Source organism: Brevundimonas sp. (genome assembly GCF_035999125.1).
GTDB lineage: Bacteria > Pseudomonadota > Alphaproteobacteria > Caulobacterales > Caulobacteraceae > Brevundimonas.
On record NZ_DASYGX010000008.1, the window covers coordinates 37,269 to 58,992 of the forward strand.

The following is a 21,724-nucleotide window of genomic DNA, read 5'->3' on the forward strand; positions in this document are numbered from 1 at the left end:
GGCGAATGAACCAGCACACCGTGAAATCCTATGGCGACGAGCTGAACCAGCTCACCGCCGAGGTCGCCCGCATGGGCGGCCTAGCCGAGGCCCAGGTGGCCGACGCGGTGGATTCCGTCGCGCGCCGCGACGTGGCCCTGGCCCGCGCGGTGGTCGAGCGCGATCATAAGCTGGACGCCCTGCACCACGACATCGAGAAGAAGGCCATCCGCCTGATCGCCCTGCGGCAGCCGGTGGCCAGCGACCTGCGCAAGACGCTGTCGGCGATGAAGCTGGCGGTCGATCTGGAACGGACGGGCGATCTGGCGCGCAACATCGCCAAGCGCGCCCTGATCCTGGCCGAGGGCGAGCCCATGCTGCCGCTGACCCGCTCGATCGAGCGGATGGGGCGGCTGGTGTCGGCCCGCCTGCGCGACGTCATGGACGCCTACACCGCCTCGGAGGTCGATCGCGCATTGTCGGTGTGGAGCGCCGACGACGAGGTCGACGAGCACTACAACAGCCTGTTCCGCGAGCTGCTGACCTACATGATGGGCGACCCGCGAACGATCAGCGCCTGCACGCACCTGCTGTTCATGGCCAAGAACCTGGAGCGGATCGGCGACCACGCGACCAACATCGCCGAGACCATCCACTATGAGATCACCGGCGGCGACATGATCGGGGAACGTCCCCGCCTGAGCGCCCTGCCGAACGAAACCGACTTCAACGGCGGAACCGCCTGAGACCGCCGACACCGGAGAGCCGACCGTGCAGCCCTATGTCCTGGTGATGGAAGACGAGGACGCCCTCGCCACCCTGCTTCAGTACAATTTGGAGAAGGAAGGCTATCGCGTCGTCGTGGCCGGCGACGGGGAGGAGGGGCTGGTCCAGATCGACGAGCGCCTGCCCGACCTGGTGCTGCTGGACTGGATGCTGCCCAAGGTGTCGGGCATCGAGGTATGCCGTCGCATCCGCGGCAAGGCCGAGACCCGAAACCTGCCGATCATCATGCTGACCGCGCGGGGCGAAGAGACCGACCGCGTGCGCGGCCTGGACACCGGCGCGGACGACTATCTCACCAAGCCGTTCTCGATGACCGAGCTGATCGCCCGCATCCGCGCGGTGCTGCGCCGCATCCGGCCGGGCCTGGCCGACGACCGGATCAACCACGGCGACATCATCATCGACCGCGTGGCGCACAGGGTTCGGCGCGCGGGGTCGGAGGTCCATCTGGGCCCCACGGAGTTCCGCCTGCTGGACCACTTCATGCAGCACCCCGGGCGGGTGTTCAGCCGCGAACAGCTGCTGGACGCCGTCTGGGGCTCGGACGTCTACGTCGAGGCCCGCACGGTCGACGTCCACGTCGGCCGGCTCCGGAAAGCGCTGAACGTGGAGGGCACGGCGAACCCGATCCGCACGGTACGGTCCGCGGGGTATTCGCTGGATCTGGGCGGCTGACGCCGTCCTTCTCCCCTTGCGGGAGAAGGTGGCAGCCGAAGGCTGACGGATGAGGGGGCTCTCTGACCTTGGAAGTCGGCGTACGGGACGCAAGCGGGGCGGTCGCCGGTGCGACCCCTCATCCGACCCGCTTCGCGGGCCACCTTCTCCCGCAAGGGGAGAAGGATCACTCGGCGCTTTCTTCGGGACACAATCCCGCTACGGTTCCTCCCTGATCAGGGGAGACCGCCCATGCGTCGCCGCACGTTTCTGTCCACCCTGCCCGCCGGGGCGGTGATCGCCGGGGCGACCGCGGCCGTGGGGCAGGGGGCGACCGTCGCAGCCTCTCCGTCGCGGACGCCGGCGCAGGCCGCGCCGTCCGCCTATCCCTATCGCGGCGTCGGCATGGGCGACCGGATCATGGGAGCGCCGTTCGCGGGGCGGTCCACCGTCTGGGGCGCGCGCGGGGCGGTGGCGACGGCGCATCCGACGGCGACGCTGATCGGGCTGGACACGCTGCGGCGCGGCGGCTCGGCCATCGACGCGGCGATCGCGGTCAACGCCGCCCTAGGTTTCTTGGAGCCTGTCGCCAACGGCATCGGCGGCGACGCCTTCGGCCTGATGTGGGATCCGAAGCAGAGGAAGGTGGTGGGCTTCAACGGCTCGGGCGCCAGTCCGCGCGGCCTGTCGCTGGAGGCCGCGCGGGGCAGGGCGAACGCGCGGGGATATCTGCCGTCCTATGGCGCGGTGACGGTCAACGTGCCGGGAACGATCGACGCTTGGTGGCAGGCGCATCAGCGGCACGGCAAGCTGCCGTGGAAGGACGTCTTCGCGCCTGTGATCGAGCTGTGCGAGCGCGGCGAGGTCATGCCCCAGCTGATCGCCTTCTATCTGGAGCGCAACATGGCCGGCTTCGACCGCTCGGCCGCGATCATCGAGGACAACGACAACCGCAAGCGGGTCTACGCCCCCGACGGCCGCACCCCGCGCGTGGGCGAGGTCTTCGCCAATCCCGATCTGGCCCGCACCTATCGCCTGATCGCCGAGGGCGGGCGCGACGCCTTCTACGAGGGGCCGATCGCCGAGGCGATCGAGGGCTATTTCCGGCGCATCGGCGGCTGGATGACCCGCGCCGACCTGGCCGCGCACCGGACCGAGTGGGTCGAGCCGCTGACGTCCAACTATCGCGGCGTCGACGTCTGGCAGCTGGGGCCCAACACCCAGGGCCTGTCGACCCTGCAGATTCTGAACGTCTGCGAACGCTTCGATCTGAAGGGGCTGGGATTCCAGTCCGCCGCGTCCATCCACGTCCAGGCCGAGGCCAAGCGGCTGGCTTTCGAGGACCGCGCCCGCTGGTTCGCCGACCCGGCCTTCAGCCGCACGCCGGTCGAACGCCTGATTTCAAAAGACTATGCCGCCGAACGCGCCGCCCTGATCCGCATGGACCGCGTCATGGAGCGCGCCATGCCGGGCGACGCCCCGACGCAGGGCGACACCACCTATTTCAGCGTCGCCGACGCCGACGGGATGATGGTCAGCTGGATCCAGTCCAACTATCGCGGCATGGGCTCGGGCCTCGTGCCCGACGACGGGAACGGCGGCACGCTGGGCTTCATGTTCCAGGACCGGGGCGAGCTGTTCGCCCTGACCGACGGCCACCCCAACGTCTACGCGCCGGGCAAGCGGCCCTTCCACACCATCATCCCGGGCCTTGCGACCAGGGACGGCGAGCCCTGGATGGCCTTCGGCGTCATGGGCGGGGGCATGCAGCCGCAGGGGCAGGCGCAGATCGTGATCAACATGGTCGATTACGGGCTCGATCCGCAGGAAGCCGGCGATGCGCCGCGCTGGCAGCATGAGGGGTCGTCGGAACCGACGGGAGAGCCGGCCGAGGGGACGGGCGTGCTGCACCTGGAGTCCGGCGTACCCGAGGCGACGAAGGAACAACTGCGCGCCCTCGGCTGGACCCTAGGGCCGCCCAACGGCGGCTTTGGCGGCTATCAGAACGTGATGCGTCAGGTGAACGAACGCGGCCCCTGGACCTATGGCGCGGCGTCCGAGGTGCGCAAGGACGGGCTGGCGCTGGCTTACTGAGCCGACGCCGCCTCCGGCGCCAGTTCGTAGTTCCGGCCGCAGTATTCGCACTTCACGTGGATCTTGCCGTCGGCCTCGACTATGTCGGCGCGTTCGGCGTGGGTGAAGCTGGCCAGCATGGCCTCGATGCGGTCGGGCGAGCAGCGGCACTGCGCGCGCAGGGCCCGGGCGCCCTCCAGCCGCACGCCGTCCTCATGGAACAGGCGATAGAGCAGGGTCTCGGGCGTGACCGTGGGGTCCAGCAGCTCGTCGTCGGCCAGGGTGGCGAACAGGGCGCGGCTGCGGTCCCAGACCTCGGTGGTGTCGCCGCGCGACTGGTCGGCGGCGATGACCTGGATCAAAGCGCCGCCCGCGCGCCAGCGGGCGCCCTCGCCGGCGTCGACCGAGCCGACGGCCAGCCGCACCTTGGTCGGCACCTGTTCGGACTGTTCGAAGAAATGCTCGGCGCAAAGGCTGAGGCTCTCGCCCTCGATGGGGGTGATGCCTTGGGTGCGTTCGAAGTCGAGTCCGCGGTCCAGCGTCATGATCATCACGCCCTTGCCCAGCAGGGCCTGGGCGCCCGGGCGCGAGAAGCCCTGCGACGCGGCGGCCACCTCCTCCGGATCGAACCGGCAGAAGCCGCGCAGGGCGCCGTCGGTGCCGTAGTCGGCCACGACGTAGCGCACCGGGCCGTCGCCCTGGGCCTGGACCAGCAGGCGGCCGTCGAACTTCAGGCTGGACCCGACCAGGGCGGCCAGCACGCAGGCCTCGCCCAGAAGCGCGGCGACCGGCTCCGGATAGTCGTGGGCCGAAAGCACCTCGTGGATGGCGGCGCCCAGACGCACGATCCGCCCGCGCACCGGCCAGCCTTCGATCTGGAAGGCGGCGGCCAGGTCATCGGAGAGGGGGGCGGCGTCGGTCAAGGGGGGGACTCCGGAGGGGAAACGGGAAAGGCGCCAGATAGGCGCAGGCTTGGCGCATTGTAAGGCCGTCTGCTACGGCCCAGCTTAAGGAACCGCGTCGGACGGCGGCTCGTTGGCTTGTCGTCCCCCCCCTTGTCAGGAAGCCGAGACCGCATGTCCAGAAAGCCCGTCCTGAAGCCGCTGGATCGGCAGTCGATCGTCATCACCGGGGCCACGTCCGGCATCGGCCTGGCGACGGCGCGCCGGGCGGCGGGGGCGGGAGCGTGCGTCTTCCTGATCGCGCGGGGGGAAAAGGATCTGGCGCGGCTGACGGAGGAGCTTCAGGCCAAGGGCGCAAGGGCCGCCTATGCCGTCGCGGACGTGGCGGACTTCGACGCCCTGCACGAGGCGGCGGAGAAGGCGCGGCGGCTGTTCGGCGGGTTCGACACCTGGGTGAACAACGCCGGCATCTCGATCTTCGGCCCGATCCGCGAGGTCACGCTGGAGGACCAGCGGCGGCTGTTCGAGACCAACTACTGGGGCGTGGTCAACGGCTCGCTGATCGCCGCCGAGCATCTGCGCGAACGGGCCGAGGGCGGCACGATCGTCAACGTCGGATCGACACTGGCCGACGCGCCGATCCCGATCCAGGGCGTCTATTCGGCGTCGAAGCACGCGGTGAAGGGCTTCAGCAACGCGCTGCGGATGGAGCTGATGCGCGAGGACGCGCCGGTGGCGGTCAGCCTGGTCAAGCCGGCGGCGGTCGACACGCCCTACAACAAGCATGCCCGCAACATCACCGGCCACGCGGTGCACAATCCCCAGCCGGTCTATGCGACGCCCGTGGTGGCCGACACCATCCTGTGGTGCGCGACGCATCCGATCCGCGAGATCACCGTGGGCGGGGGCGGGCGCGTGATCGCAGCCTTCTATTCCGCCCTGCCGGGGATCGCGGAACCTCTGTTCGCCCGGTTCGCTCCCATGCTGATGCGGGACAAGCGCGGCGAATACCGCCCCTATGAGGACGGCCTCTGGGACCCTGCCGACGACGGTCTGGAGGAAGAAGTGCACTATCCCATGGTCAGGAACTTCAGCGCCCTGGCGGAGATCCGGAAGCACCCGGGCGTGGCGGCCGGCGTGGTCGCGGTTCTGGCGGGCGTGGGCCTGGCGACCCTGCTACTGAACCAGCGCAGCGGGCCGACGCGATACGAGCGCATCCGCGAGAGCGTGAATCCGGCGCGGCTGTGGTCGCGTCTGCGGGCCGGCGAGCGTTTGCGCGACGTGCGGGACCATGCCGAAGGCGGCTGGGATCGCGTCAGCGGTTTCGCCGATCGTCTGGCGGGACGGGACTCGCGCCGCCGCGCCGCCGACTATGCCCGCGACCACGCCCAGGAAGGCGCCGCCGCTGCGGCCGTGGCGACGATCGCCGCCGCCATCGGCGCCGCCGCGCTGAAGCACTGGCAGGACCGCCGCTGAGCCTTGCTGCGACTGCGAAGGTGGGTCAGGCTCGGGCCATGTCCGCGCCGACTCTGATCTTCGACTTCGACTCCACCCTGGTGGATTTCGAGACGCTGGAGCTGCTGGCGGAGCTGTCGCTGGCCGACGCGCCGGACGCCGCCGAGCGGCGCGAGCGGGTGGCGGATCTGACGGACCGGGCGATGGCGGGCGAGACCGGCTTCGCCGAGGCCCTGCAGGAACGTCTGGCTCTGCTGCCGATCACGCGGGAGCATGTTCAGGCGGCGGCCGCGCGCGCGACATCGCGCCTGGCGCCGTCGGTGGCGCGCAACCTGGAGACCTTGCGGCGGCACGCCGATCGGCTGGTCATCGTCTCGGGCGGCTTCCGCGAGGTGATCGCACCTGTCGGCGACCTGCTGGGCGTGTCGGCCGACCGCGTGCTGGCCAACGACCTGACCTTCGACGACGACGGCCGCGTCACCGGCGTCCTGCCCAACCCGATCCTCCAGCCGCAGGGCAAGGCCGCCGCGATCCGCGCCCTCAACCTGACCGGTCCCGTCGTGATGATCGGCGACGGCTGGACGGACGCGGAGGTGAAGCAGGCCGGCGCGGCCGACCGCTTCGTCGCCTTCACGGAAATCGTGCGCCGGGATCGCGTCGTGGCCGCCGCCGATCAGGAGGCCGCGACGCTGGACGAGGTGCTGCACGCCGAGGGGCTGGCGGGGCGCTGGTCCTATCCGCGCAGCCGCATCCGGATCCTGCTGCTGGAAAACGTTCACCCCGCCGCGGTTCAGCGGTTCGAGGCCGCCGGCTACACCGTCGAGACGGTCAAGGGCGCGCTGGACGAGGATGACCTGATCGCGCGACTGAAGGGCGTGCATGTCCTGGGCGTGCGGTCGAAGACCGAGGTCACCGCCCGCGCGCTGGACGCCGCCGACCGGCTTATGGCCGTGGCGGCCTTCTGCATCGGCACCAACCAGATCGATCTGGAGGCCGCGGCCGAGCGGGGCGTGGCCGTGTTCAACGCGCCGCATTCCAACACCCGCTCGGTAGTCGAGCTGGCGATCGGCCTGATCGTGTCGCTGATACGCGGCGTCGCCGACAAGTCCGCCGCCATGCATCGCGGTCAGTGGATCAAGTCGGCCGCGGGCGCGCGCGAGGTGCGCGGCAAGACCCTGGGCCTGATCGGCTATGGCGCGATCGGCAGCCAGTTGTCGGTGCTGGCCGAGGCCATGGGCATGCGCGTGGTCTTCCACGACCTGACCGAGCGGCTGGCGCTGGGCAATGCGCGCCGCCTGCCGTCGCTGGAGGCGGTGCTGGCCGAGGCCGACGTGATCAGCCTGCACGTCGATGGGCGGACGTCGAACACCGACCTGATCGGCGCGCGCGCGCTGGCGGCGATGAAGCCGGGCGCCCTGCTGCTGAATCTGTCGCGCGGCCATGTGGTCGACGTCGGCGCCTTGGCCCAGGCGATCGGCTCAGGCAGGATCGGCGGGGCGGCGCTGGACGTGTTTCCAGAGGAGCCGCGCACCAACGACGACCCGTTCGACAGTCCGCTGCGGGGCCTGCCCAACGTGATCCTGACCCCGCACGTCGGCGGCTCCACCGAGGAAGCGCAGGAGGCGATCGGGGAGTTCGCCGCCGAGCGGCTGCTGAGCTATCTGAACCGTGGCGACACGACGTTCAGCGTCAACCTGCCGAACGTGCAGCTGTCGGACGTGGCCGAGGCGCACCGCTTGCTGCACATCCACCGGAACCAGCCGGGCGTGCTGGCCGCCCTGAACCGCGCGCTGGCGGAGGCGGGGCTGAACGTGCTGGGCCAGCATCTGAAGACCGACGAGCGCACCGGCTACGTCATCGTCGACGTCGACCGCGACTATGATCCCCGCGCGCTGGATGCTCTGAGGACCATCCCGGGCACGCTGAGATTTCGGACTCTGTACTGAGGCAAGTGAGGAGGGTCCTCAGCCCCGGACAGCCGTCGGGGCCCGAATCGATCCGGGCTCGGCCTTCGCGGGACGCTGACTGGAGCGGCGGTTCTCACATGTGACCACGCGGGCAGCCGGTGGCGGAGCCGCCCGCTTACGCCGGCGTGCCAGCGCGCGCCGCCGCTGCCGCCGACGCGGTCATCTGGAAATCCTCCTCCGTCCGAACTGGGGCTCAAGTGTTTCGCAATGCGCGCGTGGACAGATCTCCGACGACCCGCTCCAGCAGACTTCGAGCTGCCTCGTCCGTTTCGATCACTTCGAGGACTTGCTCGACCGTCTGATGAAAACGGGCGTCGTTGGTCAAGGTACGGCCCAACTGATCGGCGAGCAGGTTCTGGATGAGAAACCGTCGAAACTCTCGATCATCGACGGCCTGAGACGCCGCCAGCGCGCGCACCGCGCCAAGCGGGTCTGCGGGGGCGGCCGAGTCCGTGCGGGACAGCGTGCCGCGCCGAGCCGCTTCCCGTTCCTGCAGGCGTTGCCGCAGGACTTGCACGAGACGATCGACGTTCGAAACCCGATCCATCCGAGACCTATCGCGCGGGAGAGGGGCCGAGCTGACGAAGCATCATGTCCGCCGCCGACGTCAACTCTTCCTCGCCGCGCGCTCTCAACAGTTCGTCGATGAGCCTTTGCATGTCGGCGTTGAGCGCCTCGTTGCCCGGGTTCGCGTCGATGCCCTGGCGCAGGGAGCTCACCGCCCCGTCCACGTCGTCCTGAAGCAATCGGAGCAGACCTTCCACGAACCTTTGAAGCGGATGGTGGGGCGTCAATGAAAGCAACGGTCGCCAAGTTTCTTCGGCAAGGGCCGCCCGACCGGAAGTGAACTCCAGCAGACCGAGCTGAAACCGGGCGATGTCGAACCCCGGCGCGAGGCCCACGGCCCGCGCAAGCCAGGTCCGAGCGTCTTCATAATCCCGCGCTGCGGCCAGCAAAGACCCTTGCAGGAAAAGAAGCCTCGGGTCGTTCGGATAGGTCGCCAAGGCCAGAGCGACCGCAGCGTCATCGCCTCCGGAAGCCGATCGGGTCACCTCCGCCAGGGTCGTTTCGGGACAAAGACCAAACTCCGTTTGCATCTGGTTTCCCCTTGGCGCGTCAAGAAGGTCGAAGGGCGGGAAGGCGGAGTCGAAGGCGCTTCAGCGCCGCAGCGTGAATCTGGGATACGCGCCCACGAGTGAGGCGCAAAGTATCTGCTATCCGCGCGAACTCCAGACCTTCGAGATAGTGAAGGCGAACGACGACGCGTTCTTTCTCAGGCAGGGCTTCGATCGCCTGCGATATGCGCGAAGCCGTCTGGGACCAGACCAGACTTTCATAGGGACTTTCGAAGGCCGTCACCGGGCCTTGCGTCGCCTCTTCCAGCATGATTCCGAGAGCGAGTTCGGTGGCCAAGTCCGCCAGGGCTCGGAGCGCGTCGTCGACCGGCAGGGCGGCGGCGTCTTGCGGAGTCAGCGAGCGGGCTCGTTCGCTGTGGATGCGGTTTCGCGTTGAAATCTGTCTGCGCCGTTCGCTGGACGCCGCGATGCCGTCGATGACATTGCCGGTGATCCGCCGGGCGGCGAAGGTCTCGAACCGGCCGCCTCGATCTGGATCGTATCTGTCGATGGCCTGAAGCAGACCCTCGGCCGCGAGTTGAATCAGTTCGTTCGGGTCCAGGTCGGCGCCGTGGCGATCGCGACGCACCTTGGCCGCCAAGGTTCTGGCGAACGGCATGTAGCTGTCGAAAAGCGCCAACCGCGCCGGTCCTCCTGGATCCTTTCGAAGACTGAGCCAGGTGGCCGCCTCTACGCCGGTCTCATCCGCTGGGGACATCGACTTAACGAAAACCCGCCGCAACTCCGGACAGCACCAGACTCCATCCGTCGATGAGAACGAACATGAGGACCTTGATCGGCAGGGAGATGCTGGTCGGCGGCACCATCATCATGCCCAGGGCCAAAAGGATTCCGGACACGACCAGATCGATCAACAGAAACGGCAGGAGGATGACGAAGCCGATTTTGAAGGCGGTCGCCAACTCATGGAGCATGAAGGCGACCGTCAGTTCCGGGAGCCCTACGGCTGCGGCCGTTTCCGGGAGAGGTTTGCGCGCGATCTCGTAGACGGTGGCGAGATCCTGATCGTTCACCTGCCGGAGCATGAAGGCCTTCATCGGCTCGGACCCGCGCTCGACGGCCTGGTCGACCGTCAGCGTGCCGTTCATGAAGGGCTGCAGTGCCTGCTCGTTCACTGCGGTCAGCGTCGGGGACATGATGAAGAGGGTCAGGAACAGCGCCATGCTGACCAGGATCGTGCTGGGGGGAGTCTCCGGCATGCCGAAGGCGTGCCGGATCATGGACAGACTCACGACGATGCGGATGAACGGCGTCATGCAGATCGCCATGGCGGGTATCAGGGCCAGGAGCGTCAGAAGGACGCTGAGCCTGACGGCCTCGGCGACTTGCGGCGCGGCGACCGTTCCCGAGGACAGAACGCTCGCGCCTTGGGCCCCGGAGGCCGTCATCGTCGCGACGACGATTATGCAACCTGCGATGACGGCGCGATTGGTCACGCTTCACCGTCCTCGGCGTCCGTGTCCAAACTGACCAGGATCAGCTGCCCCTGAATCGAGGATGCGACCATGTAGCTGCGCCCGTCGCACCTGAAGACCGAAAGCGTCACTTGCGGGGACAGTCGACGCGTCTCGACATCGGTCACGCGTCGCGCCCCAGCCGACGTTCGGGTGATTTCGAAGATCGAGGCCGGATCGAAGCGCCAAGTCGGTCCGACTGCCATACGGTGGCGGAGAACGAAGACCGCACCGGCCGCCAAGCCCAGACATAGCGTCAGTGCTGCGACCAACCGGAACCACGGTACTCCCGCCTCGTCGCCCTGACCCAAGGTTTGAGCCGACGCCGCACCGGCGAGGGCGGCGAGACACGTCGCGATCCCGATGCAGATCGATCTCGCCACGGTCAGGTCGCCCCAGCGATCTCGACGATCCGAACCCCGAAGGAGTCGTTGACGGCGACGATTTCGCCCCTGCCGACGAGGTTCCCGTTCAGACGGATTTCAACAAGGTCGTTCAAGCGCGAGTCCAGAGTGATGAGCTGGCCTGTCTTGAGCGCCAGCAATTCCCTGACCGACAAGGACACCGAGCCGAGATTGGCGTCGAGCTTGACGTTGACGGTCTTGAACACCGCCGAGTCCAAGCCGACGAGCGGGGAGTTCTCTTTGTCGTCGTCGGGGTTTGACGAGGCTTCACGCTTCTTCGTGGTCATTGAGACGTTCCGGCAGTGGCCGTCTGAAGGCGGACTGATCGTGGGGACGAGGCATCGACGAGAATGGCCCCAGCAAACCGGTCGCCGCCCTCGCCGGCGACGACGTCCATCGCTTGATCCACTCGACGGTCCAGCACGACGACGTCGCCCTGCGCGAGTCGGCGAGCGTCCGGCAGCGCGATCAACGCCGCGCCGATCCGCACCTTCACATCCACGAGCACGTCGGCGAACGCGTCGGTCAGGGACGTCAGAGCGCCAGTGGCCGGCCGGCGAGGGGGCAAGGCGTTGAGCAGCGCCTGGATCAGTTGCGCTTTCGGCGCTTCGATCGTCGCGACCGCCCGTCCGGCGCCGTCGTTCAGGATCACCGACAACAGGTCTGCCCGCGTCGAAGGCGCGTCGGGCTCGGCGCCGCGCGAGATCAGCGCGTCGTCCAGCGCATCGACCAGATCCTGAAACAGGGCGAGCAAGAAGCCGTCCAGCACCTTTTGGTCGTCCGCAGTCGGTTCGAGGCGAGAGAGATCGAATCCCAGGGCTCGGCCGGCCAGCTCTGAGGCCGTTTCCGGCTTCAATCGGACGGCGGCCAGCGAGCCGGTCGCTACGGCAGGATGGGCCGACTTGGCGTCCAGCCAGATCTTCTCAGCTTTGAAATCGCTGGCTGAGAACCACCGGTCAGACCAAGTCTTCACGACGCCGTCGAAGACGGCAAGGGCGCCGGGAGAGTTGAAAACCTCGTCGGGAAGCCAAGCGGAGTATGCCGCCGTCAACCCTGACCTCGGATGCCGAACAACTGCTGAATCATGTCGTTGGACACGCTGACCACTTGAGACGACGCCTGGAAGCCGCGTTGAACCAGGATCAGGTCGCCGAACTGCTGCGCCAAGTCGACGTTGGAGGCCTCGATTTGCCTGGACACCAGGGTCCCGACGCTCGTCTGGGCGCTGCTGGCCAAGGTCGGCGCGTCGCCCGTGTTGCGGAAGACCCCGCCGCCCGTCCGCTCCAAGGCCTGCGGATCGCGAAACGCGGCGAGGGCGACGGCGCCCAGATCCTCGGTACGGGAGTTGGAATAGGTCAACCTGACCGTCCCCGCTTCGGTGATGGTCACGCTCGTCAGGGTCCCCAGGCCGACCCCGTCGACCGTGGAGGCTCTGAGGGACGACGTCGTTCCCGCGGAGAAGCTGGTGACCGTGCTGAAGTCCAGGGTCACCGAGGTCGCCTCACCATCGTCGCCCGTGTAGCTGAAACTGAGTTGAGACGGGTCAGTGACGGCTCCGGCCAGGCTGAACTGCAAGGCCTTGGGCGCATCGACGATGGCTCCGGTCTCGTCGGTGACGGTCACGCTCCACTTGCCCGGCACACTCGGCGTCTCGGTCGAGGGCTTCAGATTGATCTTCCACACGTGCCGACCCCCGCGGGCGTCGTGGACGATGACGTCCGACACGTTGACGTCGGTCGCCCCTGTGGACACGTTGCCGTTCAGCCTGACGTTTCGCGTGGCCTCCGGCCGGCTGATGCGACGGTCGTCGACGTTCACCGGGCTCGCGCGTCCGCTCTCGTCCAGAATGTTCAGTCGATAGGTGGATCCGAGCAGGGAGACGAACCCTTCGCCGTCGATGCCGAACTGGCCGGTGCGGGCGTAGTAGGGACCGTCGGCGCCGGTCAGAACCAGAAACCCTGAGCCCTGGACGGCCAGATCAAGATCCCCGCCCGTCTGCCGCACGTCCCCTTGTGTGAAATCGATGGACTGGCTGCCGAACCGAACGCCCTGACCGGTGAGACGCCCCCGCTGCGAAAAACCCGAGCCGAGGCCTCCGATGCTGAAGACGTCCGAGAACGTCACCGTCGAAGCCTTGTAACCCGGCGAATTGAGGTTGGCCACGTTGTTGCTGATGGCCTGAAGCCCGCGTGAAAAGGCATTCATGCCGCTCAAACCGACATAGATGGAACCCAGCATTGGCTTCTTCCTCTAGAGACGGATATTGGACACGTCGGTGATCGACAGGCCCGAAATGATCTGATCGTCAGGTGTTCGAATGGTCACGGTCGGCTGGCCGGTGGAGAACGAAACGGCCTCCACCCGGCCGGAGCGTGTTTCCGGGCCTACGCTGAAGTCTACCGTGCGACCCAGCAAGCTTGTGGCCTGATTGGCGGCCTGGGCGACCAGTAAATCGTTGACCTGATCGTTCAGGGTCTGGCTCTGTTGAAGCTGCGAAAACTGTGCCAGTTGGGAGACGAACTGAAAGTTGTCGACCGGTTTGAGCGGGTCTTGATAGGTCAGCTGCGTCAGGATGATCCGCAGCAAGGACTGGAAATCCAGTCCAAAGGCGCTTTGCGTGGACCCGGCGCTACCAATGGGCGTCATCGTCATTGCAACGGCCTGTGTCTGGGCGGAACAACTTCCTCACGAACCCTACCATTCAGGGTCAGCTTGTCGAGATCGAAGCCGTGCACGGCCAGAAGGGATCGGGCGGCCGAACGAAACTGGAGCAGTTCGTCGTCCGAAAGGCCGGCGGCGCCGACCGCGACGTTAAGGGCGACCGTCGTGACGCCGGGGGCGACGCGCACCAATGCCGGCAACGGCTTCGTCGGCGGCGCCTCCAGGTGATCCAGCGGGCCATGACCGGAGGCGATTTCCGGTGATTCGGCGAGCGGCGATGTTGGACGTTCTTCGCAGGGCAGGGCTGTCGAGGCCGCTTGAACGAGCGTTCTTGCATCCGACGTCGTGTCCACACCCCCTGGGCGTGATGCCGCTGCCCAGTTGCGGATCGCGACGACCGGTCCGGACTTCCAGACCCGGTCTTGCGGCGAAGCGGATTCTTCGGGGGCGTCGCCGTCGGATTCCCTGATTTGCGGTCCGGCCGTCGGCAGGGTGGGGGACGTGTGCGGAGGCTCGCCCGTCTCCCCATGGAACCCCATCATTCCCGTGGCGTCGAAGGGCGTGGCGCGCGCATCGACAGCGGCTTGCACCGGCGTGAAGTCCTGTGACTCGACGAGCGCGCTTACCAGCAAGTGCGCGGGGTCGAGGCTCCCATGAGCGAGTCGGGGGGCCTCCGTCCGATAAGCGTCGAATGGCCCCAGCGGCGAGGCCCTGACCTCTGACGTCGCCGTGCTCGGCGGGTTCAGCGTTTGGTCCCAGGTCGCCGACCCCAGGCGCCATGCCTCGATGATCGGCTCGGACGCGGCCTGAGCGTCGGCCGGCGAATCCCACGAGCGCTCTGCGGCCTCTCGCGTCAGATCGGCCGTATTTTGGGAGGAACGGGCGACGACCGCCGCCTCAAGCGCCCGGGCGAAGCTGAAGGTCGAAGCCGGCCCTTCCGACCGACCGGAGGAGGCGGTGAGGATCGCTGACGTCGACGGGTCCAGTCTCATCGAGCGACATCCTCGCTTCGGCCCATGTCTTCGACGGCCTGAAGTCTACGTTCTTCGACGGATCGGAGGAAGGCGCGTCGAGACTCCTTGAAACCTGCCTCAGCGGCGTCGAGGCGCATGACGTCGTGAGCGTGATCGGTCGCGCGGACCCTTGCCGACGTCTCGACGACCTTCAGAAGGTCTTCCGCGGCCTGGACCTCGGCGATGGATATCTCTGCGTACCGACGCCAAGCGTCGATGGTGTGGACGTCGAGGGTGGGAGAGTTAAGGGAGGCCCCCCACGCGGTCTCCATGCGGACTTGATCGGACCGCTTGTCGTCAAGAGCCGTCGACGCGTCTTGGACGTCTTTCTGGGCGAGCCGCAATCGCGTGAGGGAGGCTTGTTTCTGCACCAAGCGCAGCCGGACTACGAGGTCGGCGTCCGTCATCGCCTTTCGCCGGGCGCTCATGCTTCGAGAGCCCTTTTCAGGGAAGCCAAGCTCTCGTGCGGCGCCGAGCGGGTTTCGCCCTGCGCGAGGAAGGCTTCGATTCCTGGTCGCCGTCGGATGGCGGCGTCTATGTCCGCGTTGGCTCCGGCCGCATAGACACCCGCCTCGATCAGGGGGCGGGCCGTCTCATAGGCGCTGAGCGAGGCGAGGGCTTGTTGGGCCAAGGCTCGATGTTCCGGCGACATGAGGCCTGAAGCCAGACGACTGATGCTGCGAGGCACGTCGACGGCCGGATGGCGCCCCTGCTCGGCGATCTGCCGTGACAGGACGATGTGCCCGTCGAGAAGCGATTTCATGATCTCGGCGACGGGATCGTCCACATCGTCGGTTTCACACAGAACCGTCATCACGGCCGTGATCGCGCCTCCGCCTCGTACCGCGCCGCATCGCTCGACCAATTTCGGCAGCGCCGCGAAGACCCCAGGGGTATAGGCACGCACCGTGGGCGGTTCTCCGGAGGCCAACCCAACCTCGCGCAAGGCCATGGCGTAGCGCGTGGCGGAGTCGAGAAGCAGCAGGACGTGATGGCCTTCGGCTCGCCATCGCATCGCCAATGCCAGCGCCTGCTCCACGGCTCGCGTCCGAAGCGCGGCTCCATGATCGGACGTCGCCGCCACCAGGGTGGTGAGGGAACGTCGGCGATCGTCGAGCGCCGACCAGAGCGCATGCACTTCCCGCCCTCGTTCGCCGACCAGGCAAACAATGTGGCGATCGGCGTCGACCTGCGCGCCGATCTGATTGAGCAGGGTGGTCTTCCCCACGCCAGGCGCGGCGAAGATGCCGATCCTCTGCCCCTGAGCGAGGGGAAGCAGCCCATCGATGACGCGCATTCCCGTGATCATCGGCCGCTGCGGCGTAATCCGATCCAGCGGGTCCGGCATCGTGGTCGAGGCGTCCTCGCCGGCAATCGCGGCCCCTCCGTCCAGGGGCCTTCCAAGGCCGTCGACGGCACGGCCCAAGAAGGCGTCACCGGTCCTTGGCATGTTGGCGGTGGAGACAAGCCGCGCCTTGGAGCCGAGGTGCAGCGTACCCAAAGGATCCAGCGGGGCCAGCGCGATCCGGTTCGAGTCCGCGGAGACGACCGTGGACAAGACCTGGCCTTCAGACGTTTCGAGCGAGCATAGCGACCCGACCGGCGCGTCCGGGCCGTTCGCCTCGACATAGGTCGACGCGATCCGCGTCACGCGACCGAACTTCTGGCCCGGCTCGAACCGCAGGATTCGATCGGAGAGCGCCGGTAGGCAGGCCGTCACACCAAGCCTCCCAGGACGTTTCGCAAGCGCTCCGTCTGAGTGCGAAGATCGAGGTCGACCTCTCCGATCTCAAGGCGCAGCCGGCAGCCGCCAGAAGCAAGATCGTCTCCGATCCGGACGACGACGTTCTGTGGAACCTGTGCCTTCAACCTTTCCAGGTCTGCGAAATCGGCAGCCGACACCTCCACCGCGACGACCGAACCGCCGAAGGTTTCCGCTACCGCGCGACGGACCGTCGCCTCGATGAGGTCGGCACTTTCCGAGACGTCGCCGACGATGCGTGACAGAGCCATGCCAGCCAGATGGCCAGTCGCCTCCTGAAGCGCCGCAAGCTGGGAGACGAATGCCGTCGATGCCGTCGTCGCGGCTGAGGCGACGGCGTCGAGAAGGGCGTTTGCCTGAACTTCGGCTTGGCGCTTGCCCTCTTGAACCCCGGCATGATGACCATCCCGCCAGGCTTCATCCGCCGCCGTGCCCAGCGCCCTGATTTGCTCTTCGAGCGCGGCGATCTCTGCGGCGGCTTCCACCAATCGTCGTTCCACCGCCGCCATGTCATCGGGCTGAGCGTTCTGAGGGCCCAAGACGACGTCGACCCGCCGAACCGTGTGGTCGGACGGATCATCGCCGGACTTGATGATCAGGGCGGCGTTCATAGACGAAACCGCCCAGTCGGCCGCACCGAGGCGCCGGAGACCTGTGACCACCCGATGTCGGCCGCAACCTTGCGCAACTCGCGGACGCCCCGCAGCGTCATGTGCCTGTCTCCCGTACCCTCGAGATGCTCGATCAGCCAAGGGCTCAGGATCGGCTGTGGCGGGGGCGGTTCGCTTTTCGCTCCCCTCTTTGAGAAATCCCCCTGCCGGAACTCATTGATGAGGGCGAACAGCCGCGTACGGGCCGTGGGCTCCAACTCGTCGGCGATGAGTCGGAGGTCGTCGTCGTCAAGTCCCGCGAGTTCGACGACCAGCGAACGCAACTCGCTCCGGGTCTGCTCCACCGACATGTCAGCGATCCTCCGCCAGCAGATCTTGCAAGCGTTTGGCGTAGGCGTCGCGTTCGGCTTCAGTCAGAGTCCGAGGTCCACACCGCCTCGTGCGTTCTCGAAGGGCGAGGGTCACGAACAGGCCTGCGGCGGCCAGAACGCCCAGCAAGCCGACCCAAAGGCCGCCGAGCGGGTCGGCCGCGCTCGCCGAGGGTGACGACGGCGGGGTCGGCTCAAGTGGCGGAGCGATCGAAGCGGTGGGTTCGGACGCCATTCGCGCCTCCGCGTCGGCGAACACCAAGACGTCGCCCAACGCCGGCGACCATCCGACTTCCGAGATCAGGAGGGCGCCGATTTCATCCCTCAGGCCTTCATCGACGCCGCCGGGAGCCGACGCCTCCAGCGCCAGAGCGAACGTTCGGGCGGCGGGCGTCCAGGTGTCCAGCGCTTCTTCGCGATCGGCGTCGTCCGACCACTGGCCGGCAGGAATGGAAACGCTGACCGACACGTCGCGCCCGAGGGGGCGCAGGGCCCGAAGCGACGTCGCTTCATAGTACTGCTCGATCGCCCGCAACTGTAGGGTGGAGGGGGACAGATCAGGATCGACCGCGGCGACCTCCGCCGACGGCGTCGCCAGTCGCCCCGCGCCGTCGAGAACGACCACCTCGGCCGCGCTCAGGTCGGACACCGACGCGGCCACGAGGCGTTGGATGCCGGCGACCAGGTCGGGCGACAGGGTTTTCCCAGCTCGAACGGTCAGCGTCACGGACGCTTTTGCGGGCTTTCGGTCCGCGCGAAAGATCGATGGTTCCGGCAGCGTCAGATGGACCCTGGCGGCGTCCACGCTCTCGATGGTCATGATCGTGCGGGCCAGTTCGCCCTGAAGCGCGCGCTGATAGTTGATGCGCTGAGCGAACTCAGTCAGCCCCATGTCCGACTTGTTGAACAACTCGAAACCCACGGTCCCCTTCAGGGGCAGGTCCGCGCCCATGATGCTCAGCCGGGTGGCGTCTATGGCCGCCGCCGGGGCCAGGATCGTTCCTCCCCCGTCGGTCAACTTGTAAGCGACTTTCTGCTTGTCGAGCTCGGCCACGATGGTCGCTGCGTCGGCGGGCCTGAGATCTCGAAACAGAACCTCGTATCGCGGCCTCATCGCAAGATAGGTCAAGCCCAACAGCGTGACGGTGACGAGCAAGGTGGCGACGGCCAGGACGACCTGGCCGGCGGGAGGAAGCGTCCGAAGGCGTTCGATCAGTCTCATCGGGGATCCGCCACGCCTAGACCTGCATCCGCAGGATCTCCTGATAGCCTTCGATCAAGCGCCCACGCACCTGATTCATGAGTTCCAGGGACAACCGGGCCTGTTCGATCGCGAACATGACCTGATGGACGGGCACGTCCTCGCCGAGCGCGAAGGCCTGAGTCAGACGATCCGCTTCCAGAAGCCGGTCATTGGTCCGCTCAACGCCATCGGCGAGCATTTGTGTGAAGGACGCCCGCCCGACGCCGGTCGAGGTCGTCGTGACGTTGAAGTCGAGGCCTGCGGCGCCGATGGGGTCAATCGCCGAGATCATCAGCGCCGCCCGATCTCGAGGGCCTTGGAGTACATCTGCCGGCCGGCGTTCAGCGCGACGAGGTTGGCTTCATATACACGGGCCGTCTGCGCCAGCAGGACCATCTCGCCGGTGTGATCCACGGCCGGATAAGAGACGTATCCGTCCGCGTCGGCGTGGGGATGTCCCGGCTCATGGACCCGCCTCGGCGCCTCAGTGGTGGGTTCGATGCCGTAGACCTGCACGCCGTTGAGAGCATCGGTTCGGGCCATCTCGTCGTTGAACGACAGTCTCGGTCCAGACACCAGCCGCAACGGCCGGTAAGGTTCGCCAAGAGCCGTCCGCGTGGTCTGGATGTTCGCGAGGTTCGCGGCGATGACCTCCATGCGCCGCCATTCCACGTCCAGCCCGGTGAGGCTGATCTGCAACGGATCCATGCTCAGCGCCCTCCCGACACGGCAGCGGCGGTGATCTGCAGGTGCCGGTTCAGCAGTTCCACAAGCGCGCCATAGCGCGACGCCGTCATGCTCGCCGACGCCATTTCCAGGTCGAGCCGAAACGAGTCGCCGGGCTGAAAGGCGGCGTCGGGCGCTACGGTCGGCCGAACGCCCTTCACAGCCGCAAGGCCGTCCGCCGCGGCGTTGGCCAACTCCGTCTCGAAGCTGACCCGCATTGGCCGATAGCCCGGGGTGCTGGCGTTGGCGATGTTGTGCGCCGTCGCCGACGCCCGCAGAGCGAGCCCGTCCAGGCTTTTCAAGAGCAAGGCTTCGGTGATGGGATTCATGATCGACCTACTGAACGATGATGTCCGCGTGAAGCGCGCCGGCCGCGCGTATGGCCTGCAGAACCGCGATCTTTCCTCGCGTGTCCACGCCGGCCCGCGACAGACCTTCGATCAGGTCGCCGACCGTGGTGCTTGGGAAGGTGATGACGACGTCCCTCTCATCCTCCTTCACGGTGATGGAGGTGTTCCTGACCACCAGGCTTTCGAGATTGGGGTTCAGCCCCCCGTAGACTGTCGGTTGAAGGCCCTCATTGCGTTCCGTGATCGACACACGAATGTCGCCCTGCGACACGGATACGCCTGAGATTCGCACGTCGCCCCCAACGACGACGGTCCCCGTGCGTTCGTTCACCACGATCCGTGCGACCTCATCCGGGCTTATGCGGAGCGTCTCAATCTGGGAGAGAACCCGGAAAATGTCGGAGGTGGCCCCAACGTCGATCTGGATCGTGTCGGCGTCGGTCGCGCGGGCGATCGCACCGAGACCGGCCGCATTGATCGCGTCTGCCGCGCGGACGGAGGTGAGGAAGCTGGGCTGTCGAAGGATGAAGAGCACGCTGCCGTCGGACTGCACCGTCGCGGCGTCGGTGGGCGTATGCACGGTGGCGCCCCCGCTGATGACGCCCACTGTGGGCACGTTGCGCACCTCCGCGTTTTCTCGGCTGGCGTACTGATAGCCGCCGACCACCAACGCACCCTGCGCGAGCGCGTAAGGCTGACCGTCCGGGCCCATGAGAGGGGTCATCAGCAGCACCCCCCCGCCCAGGCTCCGGGCGTCTCCGATCGAGGTGACGTTGACGTCGATCCTGTCGCCCTGGTTCGCAGACGGCGGGAGCACGGCCGTCACGATCACCGCCGCGACGTTTCGACTGCGAATTTCGTCGGAGCCTACGTTCGAACCCAGCCGGCCCAGTGTGTTCGACACTGCCCTTTGCGTGACCGGATTTCGGGGCGAGTCGCCCGTTCCGGTCAGGCCGGTCACGATGCCGTAGCCGACCAGCGGGCTGTCTTGCCAGCCTTGGAAGCGGCCCAGGTCGCGCAGAGGCACCGTCTGCGCCGCGGCCGGGAACGCCGCGACGGCGAGCAGCAGGACCGCCACAAGTCGCAGCCCGCCGATCACAGCAGACCCAGCCACGAGAGAATGCTTTCGATGACGCCGTGCCGGCCGCTCCGGGACAAGGCCCCATCCCCTTCGTAGCGGATCGCCGCGTCAGCGAGTCGGGACGACAGGACGGTGTTGTCTCCGGCGAGATCGGCGGGGCGCACGCGGCCTGTGAGGTGAATCTTGGTTGTCTCGCCGTCGATGATCAGCGTCTGCGACCCCTCGATGCGCAAATCGCCGTTCGGCAGAACCTCTTGGACTGTGGCTCCGATCTGGCCGACGAGGCGACCCGAGCGCTGGATTCGTCCGCGTCCGTCGAACGCGCCTTGGGCGCCGAGCCCTCCGGCCTCGACGACCTGGCCGCCCGCGAGGAGCGAGCCCGACAGCTGAGTGCCTCGGCCGGTGGCGGACTCCGTGGAGGCTCCAGCGCTGCTGGCCTCGACGATGATCACGGTGACGCTGTCCCCGACGGAGGCCGCCGTCCGGTCGGCCGCCAGAGCGGACCAGTCAGGCCTCGGAGTCTGCGCCGGCGCGGAAGCCGCCGCGAGGACCCAGGCGATGGCGACGAACACGGTGGAAAGCGCTCTCATCTTCATCCGCCGACCCTTGCCCTGAGGACGGCGTCGTCTGGCGTTCGAACGAAGATGGGACGTCCGGGTCTGCCGGCCTGCAGCGCCTCCACCTCGCGCTCGACGACGACCGACCCGATCACGACCCGCAGCGTCAGGGTTTGACCGGACCGTACGCCTTCCTCTCCGGCCGTGGGCGGAAGGACGATCACGTCGCCCTCCTGGAGGCGGCGTCTCGAACGGACGCGGACCTCGTCGTCGCCGCAGGACGACAACCAGGGGGTCAGCGCCGGCACCGATGCGCGGGCGCGTTCGGACAGACGTCGCGACGAAAGAATTTGTTCGTCGCCGGTCAGTCTCGCCACCGGCAGAGTCCCCGCAAGGTCACGCAATGAAGACGGGAGACGCGACAGGTCCGCCACGTCGCCCAGGCGCACGACGTCCGCCGCGACGACGGCGTCCGAAAGGAACGTCACCTGGCCGACGGGGCAGGGCGCGTGTGCGTCCGTTGCGGCGACCACCGCGATCAT

At 67.4% G+C, this 21,724-nt stretch carries 27 protein-coding genes and 2 pseudogenes; 7 read left to right on the forward strand and 22 right to left on the reverse strand.

The features are described from left to right. Positions 1-5 precede the first annotated feature (5 nt). The 4 genes and pseudogenes from phoU to VGN45_RS08400 all read left to right on the forward strand — a co-directional run bounded on the left by phoU (position 6) and on the right by VGN45_RS08400 (position 3,513). A complete protein-coding gene (gene phoU / locus VGN45_RS08390) occupies positions 6-725 on the forward strand; it encodes a phosphate signaling complex protein PhoU (protein WP_327461342.1) in 720 nt (239 codons plus the stop codon). A 25-nt stretch (positions 726-750) separates the two neighbouring features. Continuing rightward, a complete protein-coding gene (phoB, locus tag VGN45_RS08395) occupies positions 751-1,440 on the forward strand; it encodes a phosphate regulon transcriptional regulator PhoB (protein ID WP_327461344.1) in 690 nt (229 codons plus the stop codon). An 85-nt stretch (positions 1,441-1,525) separates the two neighbouring features. Continuing rightward, a pseudogene (locus VGN45_RS14660) lies at positions 1,526-1,606 on the forward strand (hypothetical protein); the annotation flags it as partial. A 65-nt stretch (positions 1,607-1,671) separates the two neighbouring features. Beyond that, complete coding sequence (locus tag VGN45_RS08400; protein ID WP_327461346.1) at positions 1,672-3,513, forward strand: gamma-glutamyltransferase family protein; 1,842 nt, start codon at positions 1,672-1,674, stop codon at positions 3,511-3,513. On the opposite strand, the gene VGN45_RS08405 is transcribed toward VGN45_RS08400, so the two are convergent. Next, positions 3,507-4,415, reverse strand: a complete 909-nt coding sequence (locus tag VGN45_RS08405) for an Hsp33 family molecular chaperone (RefSeq protein WP_327461348.1) — start codon at positions 4,413-4,415, stop codon at positions 3,507-3,509. The two genes, VGN45_RS08400 and VGN45_RS08405, sit on opposite strands and share 7 nt — an antisense overlap. Positions 4,416-4,568: 153 nt before the next feature. On the opposite strand from VGN45_RS08405, the gene VGN45_RS08410 reads away from it, so the two are divergent. From VGN45_RS08410 to serA, 3 genes and pseudogenes are all read left to right on the forward strand, one after another. Beyond that, positions 4,569-5,870 carry an SDR family oxidoreductase gene (locus VGN45_RS08410; protein WP_327461350.1) on the forward strand — a complete coding sequence of 434 codons (1,302 nt, stop codon included), beginning with the start codon at positions 4,569-4,571 and terminating at the stop codon, positions 5,868-5,870. A gap of 38 nt (positions 5,871-5,908) precedes the next feature. Then, positions 5,909-6,430 (forward strand): annotated as a pseudogene (locus tag VGN45_RS08415) (HAD family hydrolase); the annotation flags it as partial. Positions 6,431-6,565: 135 nt separating this feature from the next. Next, a complete protein-coding gene (serA, locus tag VGN45_RS08420; RefSeq protein ID WP_327461403.1) occupies positions 6,566-7,795 on the forward strand; it encodes a phosphoglycerate dehydrogenase in 1,230 nt (409 codons plus the stop codon). A gap of 214 nt (positions 7,796-8,009) precedes the next feature. Here serA and VGN45_RS08425 read toward each other — a convergent pair whose 3' ends face one another. The 21 genes from VGN45_RS08425 to VGN45_RS08525 all read right to left on the reverse strand — a co-directional run bounded on the left by VGN45_RS08425 (position 8,010) and on the right by VGN45_RS08525 (position 21,724). Then, entirely contained in the window at positions 8,010-8,363 is a 354-nt protein-coding gene (locus tag VGN45_RS08425) for a hypothetical protein (protein ID WP_327461352.1), read from the reverse strand. A 7-nt stretch (positions 8,364-8,370) separates the two neighbouring features. Continuing rightward, positions 8,371-8,913 carry a tetratricopeptide repeat protein gene (locus VGN45_RS08430; RefSeq protein WP_414643416.1) on the reverse strand — a complete coding sequence of 181 codons (543 nt, stop codon included), beginning with the start codon at positions 8,911-8,913 and terminating at the stop codon, positions 8,371-8,373. 19 nt (positions 8,914-8,932) lie between these two features. Beyond that, positions 8,933-9,571 carry a sigma-70 family RNA polymerase sigma factor gene (locus tag VGN45_RS08435; RefSeq protein WP_327461356.1) on the reverse strand — a complete coding sequence of 213 codons (639 nt, stop codon included), beginning with the start codon at positions 9,569-9,571 and terminating at the stop codon, positions 8,933-8,935. Between the two features lie 82 nt (positions 9,572-9,653). Next, positions 9,654-10,388 carry a flagellar type III secretion system pore protein FliP gene (fliP, locus tag VGN45_RS08440; protein ID WP_327461358.1) on the reverse strand — a complete coding sequence of 245 codons (735 nt, stop codon included), beginning with the start codon at positions 10,386-10,388 and terminating at the stop codon, positions 9,654-9,656. Continuing rightward, a complete protein-coding gene (locus VGN45_RS08445; protein ID WP_327461360.1) occupies positions 10,385-10,789 on the reverse strand; it encodes a hypothetical protein in 405 nt (134 codons plus the stop codon). The genes fliP and VGN45_RS08445 overlap by 4 nt, the downstream gene beginning before the upstream one ends. Before the next feature lie 2 nt (positions 10,790-10,791). Beyond that, positions 10,792-11,097: a FliM/FliN family flagellar motor switch protein gene (locus VGN45_RS08450; protein WP_327461362.1), complete on the reverse strand. Its 306-nt coding sequence runs from the start codon at positions 11,095-11,097 to the stop codon at positions 10,792-10,794. Then, a complete protein-coding gene (locus tag VGN45_RS08455) occupies positions 11,094-11,861 on the reverse strand; it encodes a FliM/FliN family flagellar motor C-terminal domain-containing protein (protein ID WP_327461364.1) in 768 nt (255 codons plus the stop codon). The genes VGN45_RS08450 and VGN45_RS08455 overlap by 4 nt, the downstream gene beginning before the upstream one ends. After that, positions 11,858-13,048, reverse strand: a complete 1,191-nt coding sequence (locus tag VGN45_RS08460; RefSeq protein WP_327461366.1) for a flagellar hook-basal body complex protein — start codon at positions 13,046-13,048, stop codon at positions 11,858-11,860. Before VGN45_RS08460 ends, VGN45_RS08455 begins: the two co-directional genes overlap by 4 nt. 12 nt (positions 13,049-13,060) lie before the next feature. Beyond that, positions 13,061-13,462: a flagellar hook assembly protein FlgD gene (locus tag VGN45_RS08465; RefSeq protein WP_327461368.1), complete on the reverse strand. Its 402-nt coding sequence runs from the start codon at positions 13,460-13,462 to the stop codon at positions 13,061-13,063. After that, on the reverse strand, positions 13,459-14,463 hold the full coding sequence (locus VGN45_RS08470; protein ID WP_327461370.1) for a hypothetical protein: 1,005 nt from the start codon (positions 14,461-14,463) through the stop codon (positions 13,459-13,461). Before VGN45_RS08470 ends, VGN45_RS08465 begins: the two co-directional genes overlap by 4 nt. After that, positions 14,460-14,891 carry a hypothetical protein gene (locus tag VGN45_RS08475; protein ID WP_327461372.1) on the reverse strand — a complete coding sequence of 144 codons (432 nt, stop codon included), beginning with the start codon at positions 14,889-14,891 and terminating at the stop codon, positions 14,460-14,462. The genes VGN45_RS08470 and VGN45_RS08475 overlap by 4 nt, the downstream gene beginning before the upstream one ends. A gap of 17 nt (positions 14,892-14,908) precedes the next feature. Then, entirely contained in the window at positions 14,909-16,204 is a 1,296-nt protein-coding gene (locus VGN45_RS08480) for a FliI/YscN family ATPase (protein ID WP_327461374.1), read from the reverse strand. Next, positions 16,201-16,857, reverse strand: coding sequence for a hypothetical protein (locus VGN45_RS08485; protein ID WP_327461376.1), 657 nt, complete (start codon positions 16,855-16,857; stop codon positions 16,201-16,203). The genes VGN45_RS08480 and VGN45_RS08485 overlap by 4 nt, the downstream gene beginning before the upstream one ends. After that, positions 16,854-17,207, reverse strand: coding sequence for a hypothetical protein (locus VGN45_RS08490; RefSeq protein WP_327461378.1), 354 nt, complete (start codon positions 17,205-17,207; stop codon positions 16,854-16,856). Before VGN45_RS08490 ends, VGN45_RS08485 begins: the two co-directional genes overlap by 4 nt. Before the next feature lies 1 nt (position 17,208). Then, a complete protein-coding gene (gene fliF, locus VGN45_RS08495; protein ID WP_327461380.1) occupies positions 17,209-18,447 on the reverse strand; it encodes a flagellar basal-body MS-ring/collar protein FliF in 1,239 nt (412 codons plus the stop codon). Between the two features lie 16 nt (positions 18,448-18,463). Further along, positions 18,464-18,760 carry a flagellar hook-basal body complex protein FliE gene (fliE, locus tag VGN45_RS08500; RefSeq protein WP_327461382.1) on the reverse strand — a complete coding sequence of 99 codons (297 nt, stop codon included), beginning with the start codon at positions 18,758-18,760 and terminating at the stop codon, positions 18,464-18,466. Continuing rightward, positions 18,760-19,176, reverse strand: a complete 417-nt coding sequence (gene flgC, locus VGN45_RS08505; RefSeq protein WP_327461384.1) for a flagellar basal body rod protein FlgC — start codon at positions 19,174-19,176, stop codon at positions 18,760-18,762. Before flgC ends, fliE begins: the two co-directional genes overlap by 1 nt. Before the next feature lie 2 nt (positions 19,177-19,178). Further along, positions 19,179-19,523 carry a hypothetical protein gene (locus VGN45_RS08510; protein ID WP_327461386.1) on the reverse strand — a complete coding sequence of 115 codons (345 nt, stop codon included), beginning with the start codon at positions 19,521-19,523 and terminating at the stop codon, positions 19,179-19,181. 7 nt (positions 19,524-19,530) lie between these two features. Next, positions 19,531-20,643, reverse strand: coding sequence for a flagellar basal body P-ring protein FlgI (locus tag VGN45_RS08515; RefSeq protein WP_327461388.1), 1,113 nt, complete (start codon positions 20,641-20,643; stop codon positions 19,531-19,533). After that, positions 20,640-21,197: a flagellar basal body L-ring protein FlgH gene (locus VGN45_RS08520; RefSeq protein ID WP_327461390.1), complete on the reverse strand. Its 558-nt coding sequence runs from the start codon at positions 21,195-21,197 to the stop codon at positions 20,640-20,642. The genes VGN45_RS08515 and VGN45_RS08520 overlap by 4 nt, the downstream gene beginning before the upstream one ends. A 20-nt stretch (positions 21,198-21,217) precedes the next feature. Beyond that, positions 21,218-21,724: a hypothetical protein gene (locus VGN45_RS08525; RefSeq protein WP_327461391.1), complete on the reverse strand. Its 507-nt coding sequence runs from the start codon at positions 21,722-21,724 to the stop codon at positions 21,218-21,220.

Coding starts and splice junctions, on each gene's coding strand:
- phoU (WP_327461342.1), top strand. CDS start 6: ATGAACCAGCACACCGTGAAATCCTATGGCGACGAGCTGAACCAGCTC.
- VGN45_RS08400 (WP_327461346.1), top strand. CDS start 1,672: ATGCGTCGCCGCACGTTTCTGTCCACCCTGCCCGCCGGGGCGGTGATC.
- VGN45_RS08410 (WP_327461350.1), top strand. CDS start 4,569: ATGTCCAGAAAGCCCGTCCTGAAGCCGCTGGATCGGCAGTCGATCGTC.
- VGN45_RS08425 (WP_327461352.1), bottom strand. CDS start 8,363: ATGGATCGGGTTTCGAACGTCGATCGTCTCGTGCAAGTCCTGCGGCAA.
- VGN45_RS08430 (WP_414643416.1), bottom strand. CDS start 8,913: ATGCAAACGGAGTTTGGTCTTTGTCCCGAAACGACCCTGGCGGAGGTG.
- VGN45_RS08450 (WP_327461362.1), bottom strand. CDS start 11,097: ATGACCACGAAGAAGCGTGAAGCCTCGTCAAACCCCGACGACGACAAA.
- VGN45_RS08460 (WP_327461366.1), bottom strand. CDS start 13,048: ATGCTGGGTTCCATCTATGTCGGTTTGAGCGGCATGAATGCCTTTTCA.
- VGN45_RS08465 (WP_327461368.1), bottom strand. CDS start 13,462: ATGACGATGACGCCCATTGGTAGCGCCGGGTCCACGCAAAGCGCCTTT.
- VGN45_RS08470 (WP_327461370.1), bottom strand. CDS start 14,463: ATGAGACTGGACCCGTCGACGTCAGCGATCCTCACCGCCTCCTCCGGT.
- VGN45_RS08475 (WP_327461372.1), bottom strand. CDS start 14,891: ATGACGGACGCCGACCTCGTAGTCCGGCTGCGCTTGGTGCAGAAACAA.
- VGN45_RS08485 (WP_327461376.1), bottom strand. CDS start 16,857: ATGAACGCCGCCCTGATCATCAAGTCCGGCGATGATCCGTCCGACCAC.
- VGN45_RS08490 (WP_327461378.1), bottom strand. CDS start 17,207: ATGTCGGTGGAGCAGACCCGGAGCGAGTTGCGTTCGCTGGTCGTCGAA.
- fliF (WP_327461380.1), bottom strand. CDS start 18,447: ATGAGACTGATCGAACGCCTTCGGACGCTTCCTCCCGCCGGCCAGGTC.
- fliE (WP_327461382.1), bottom strand. CDS start 18,760: ATGATCTCGGCGATTGACCCCATCGGCGCCGCAGGCCTCGACTTCAAC.
- flgC (WP_327461384.1), bottom strand. CDS start 19,176: ATGGATCCGTTGCAGATCAGCCTCACCGGGCTGGACGTGGAATGGCGG.
- VGN45_RS08510 (WP_327461386.1), bottom strand. CDS start 19,523: ATGAATCCCATCACCGAAGCCTTGCTCTTGAAAAGCCTGGACGGGCTC.
- VGN45_RS08525 (WP_327461391.1), bottom strand. CDS start 21,724: ATGATCGCGGTGGTCGCCGCAACGGACGCACACGCGCCCTGCCCCGTC.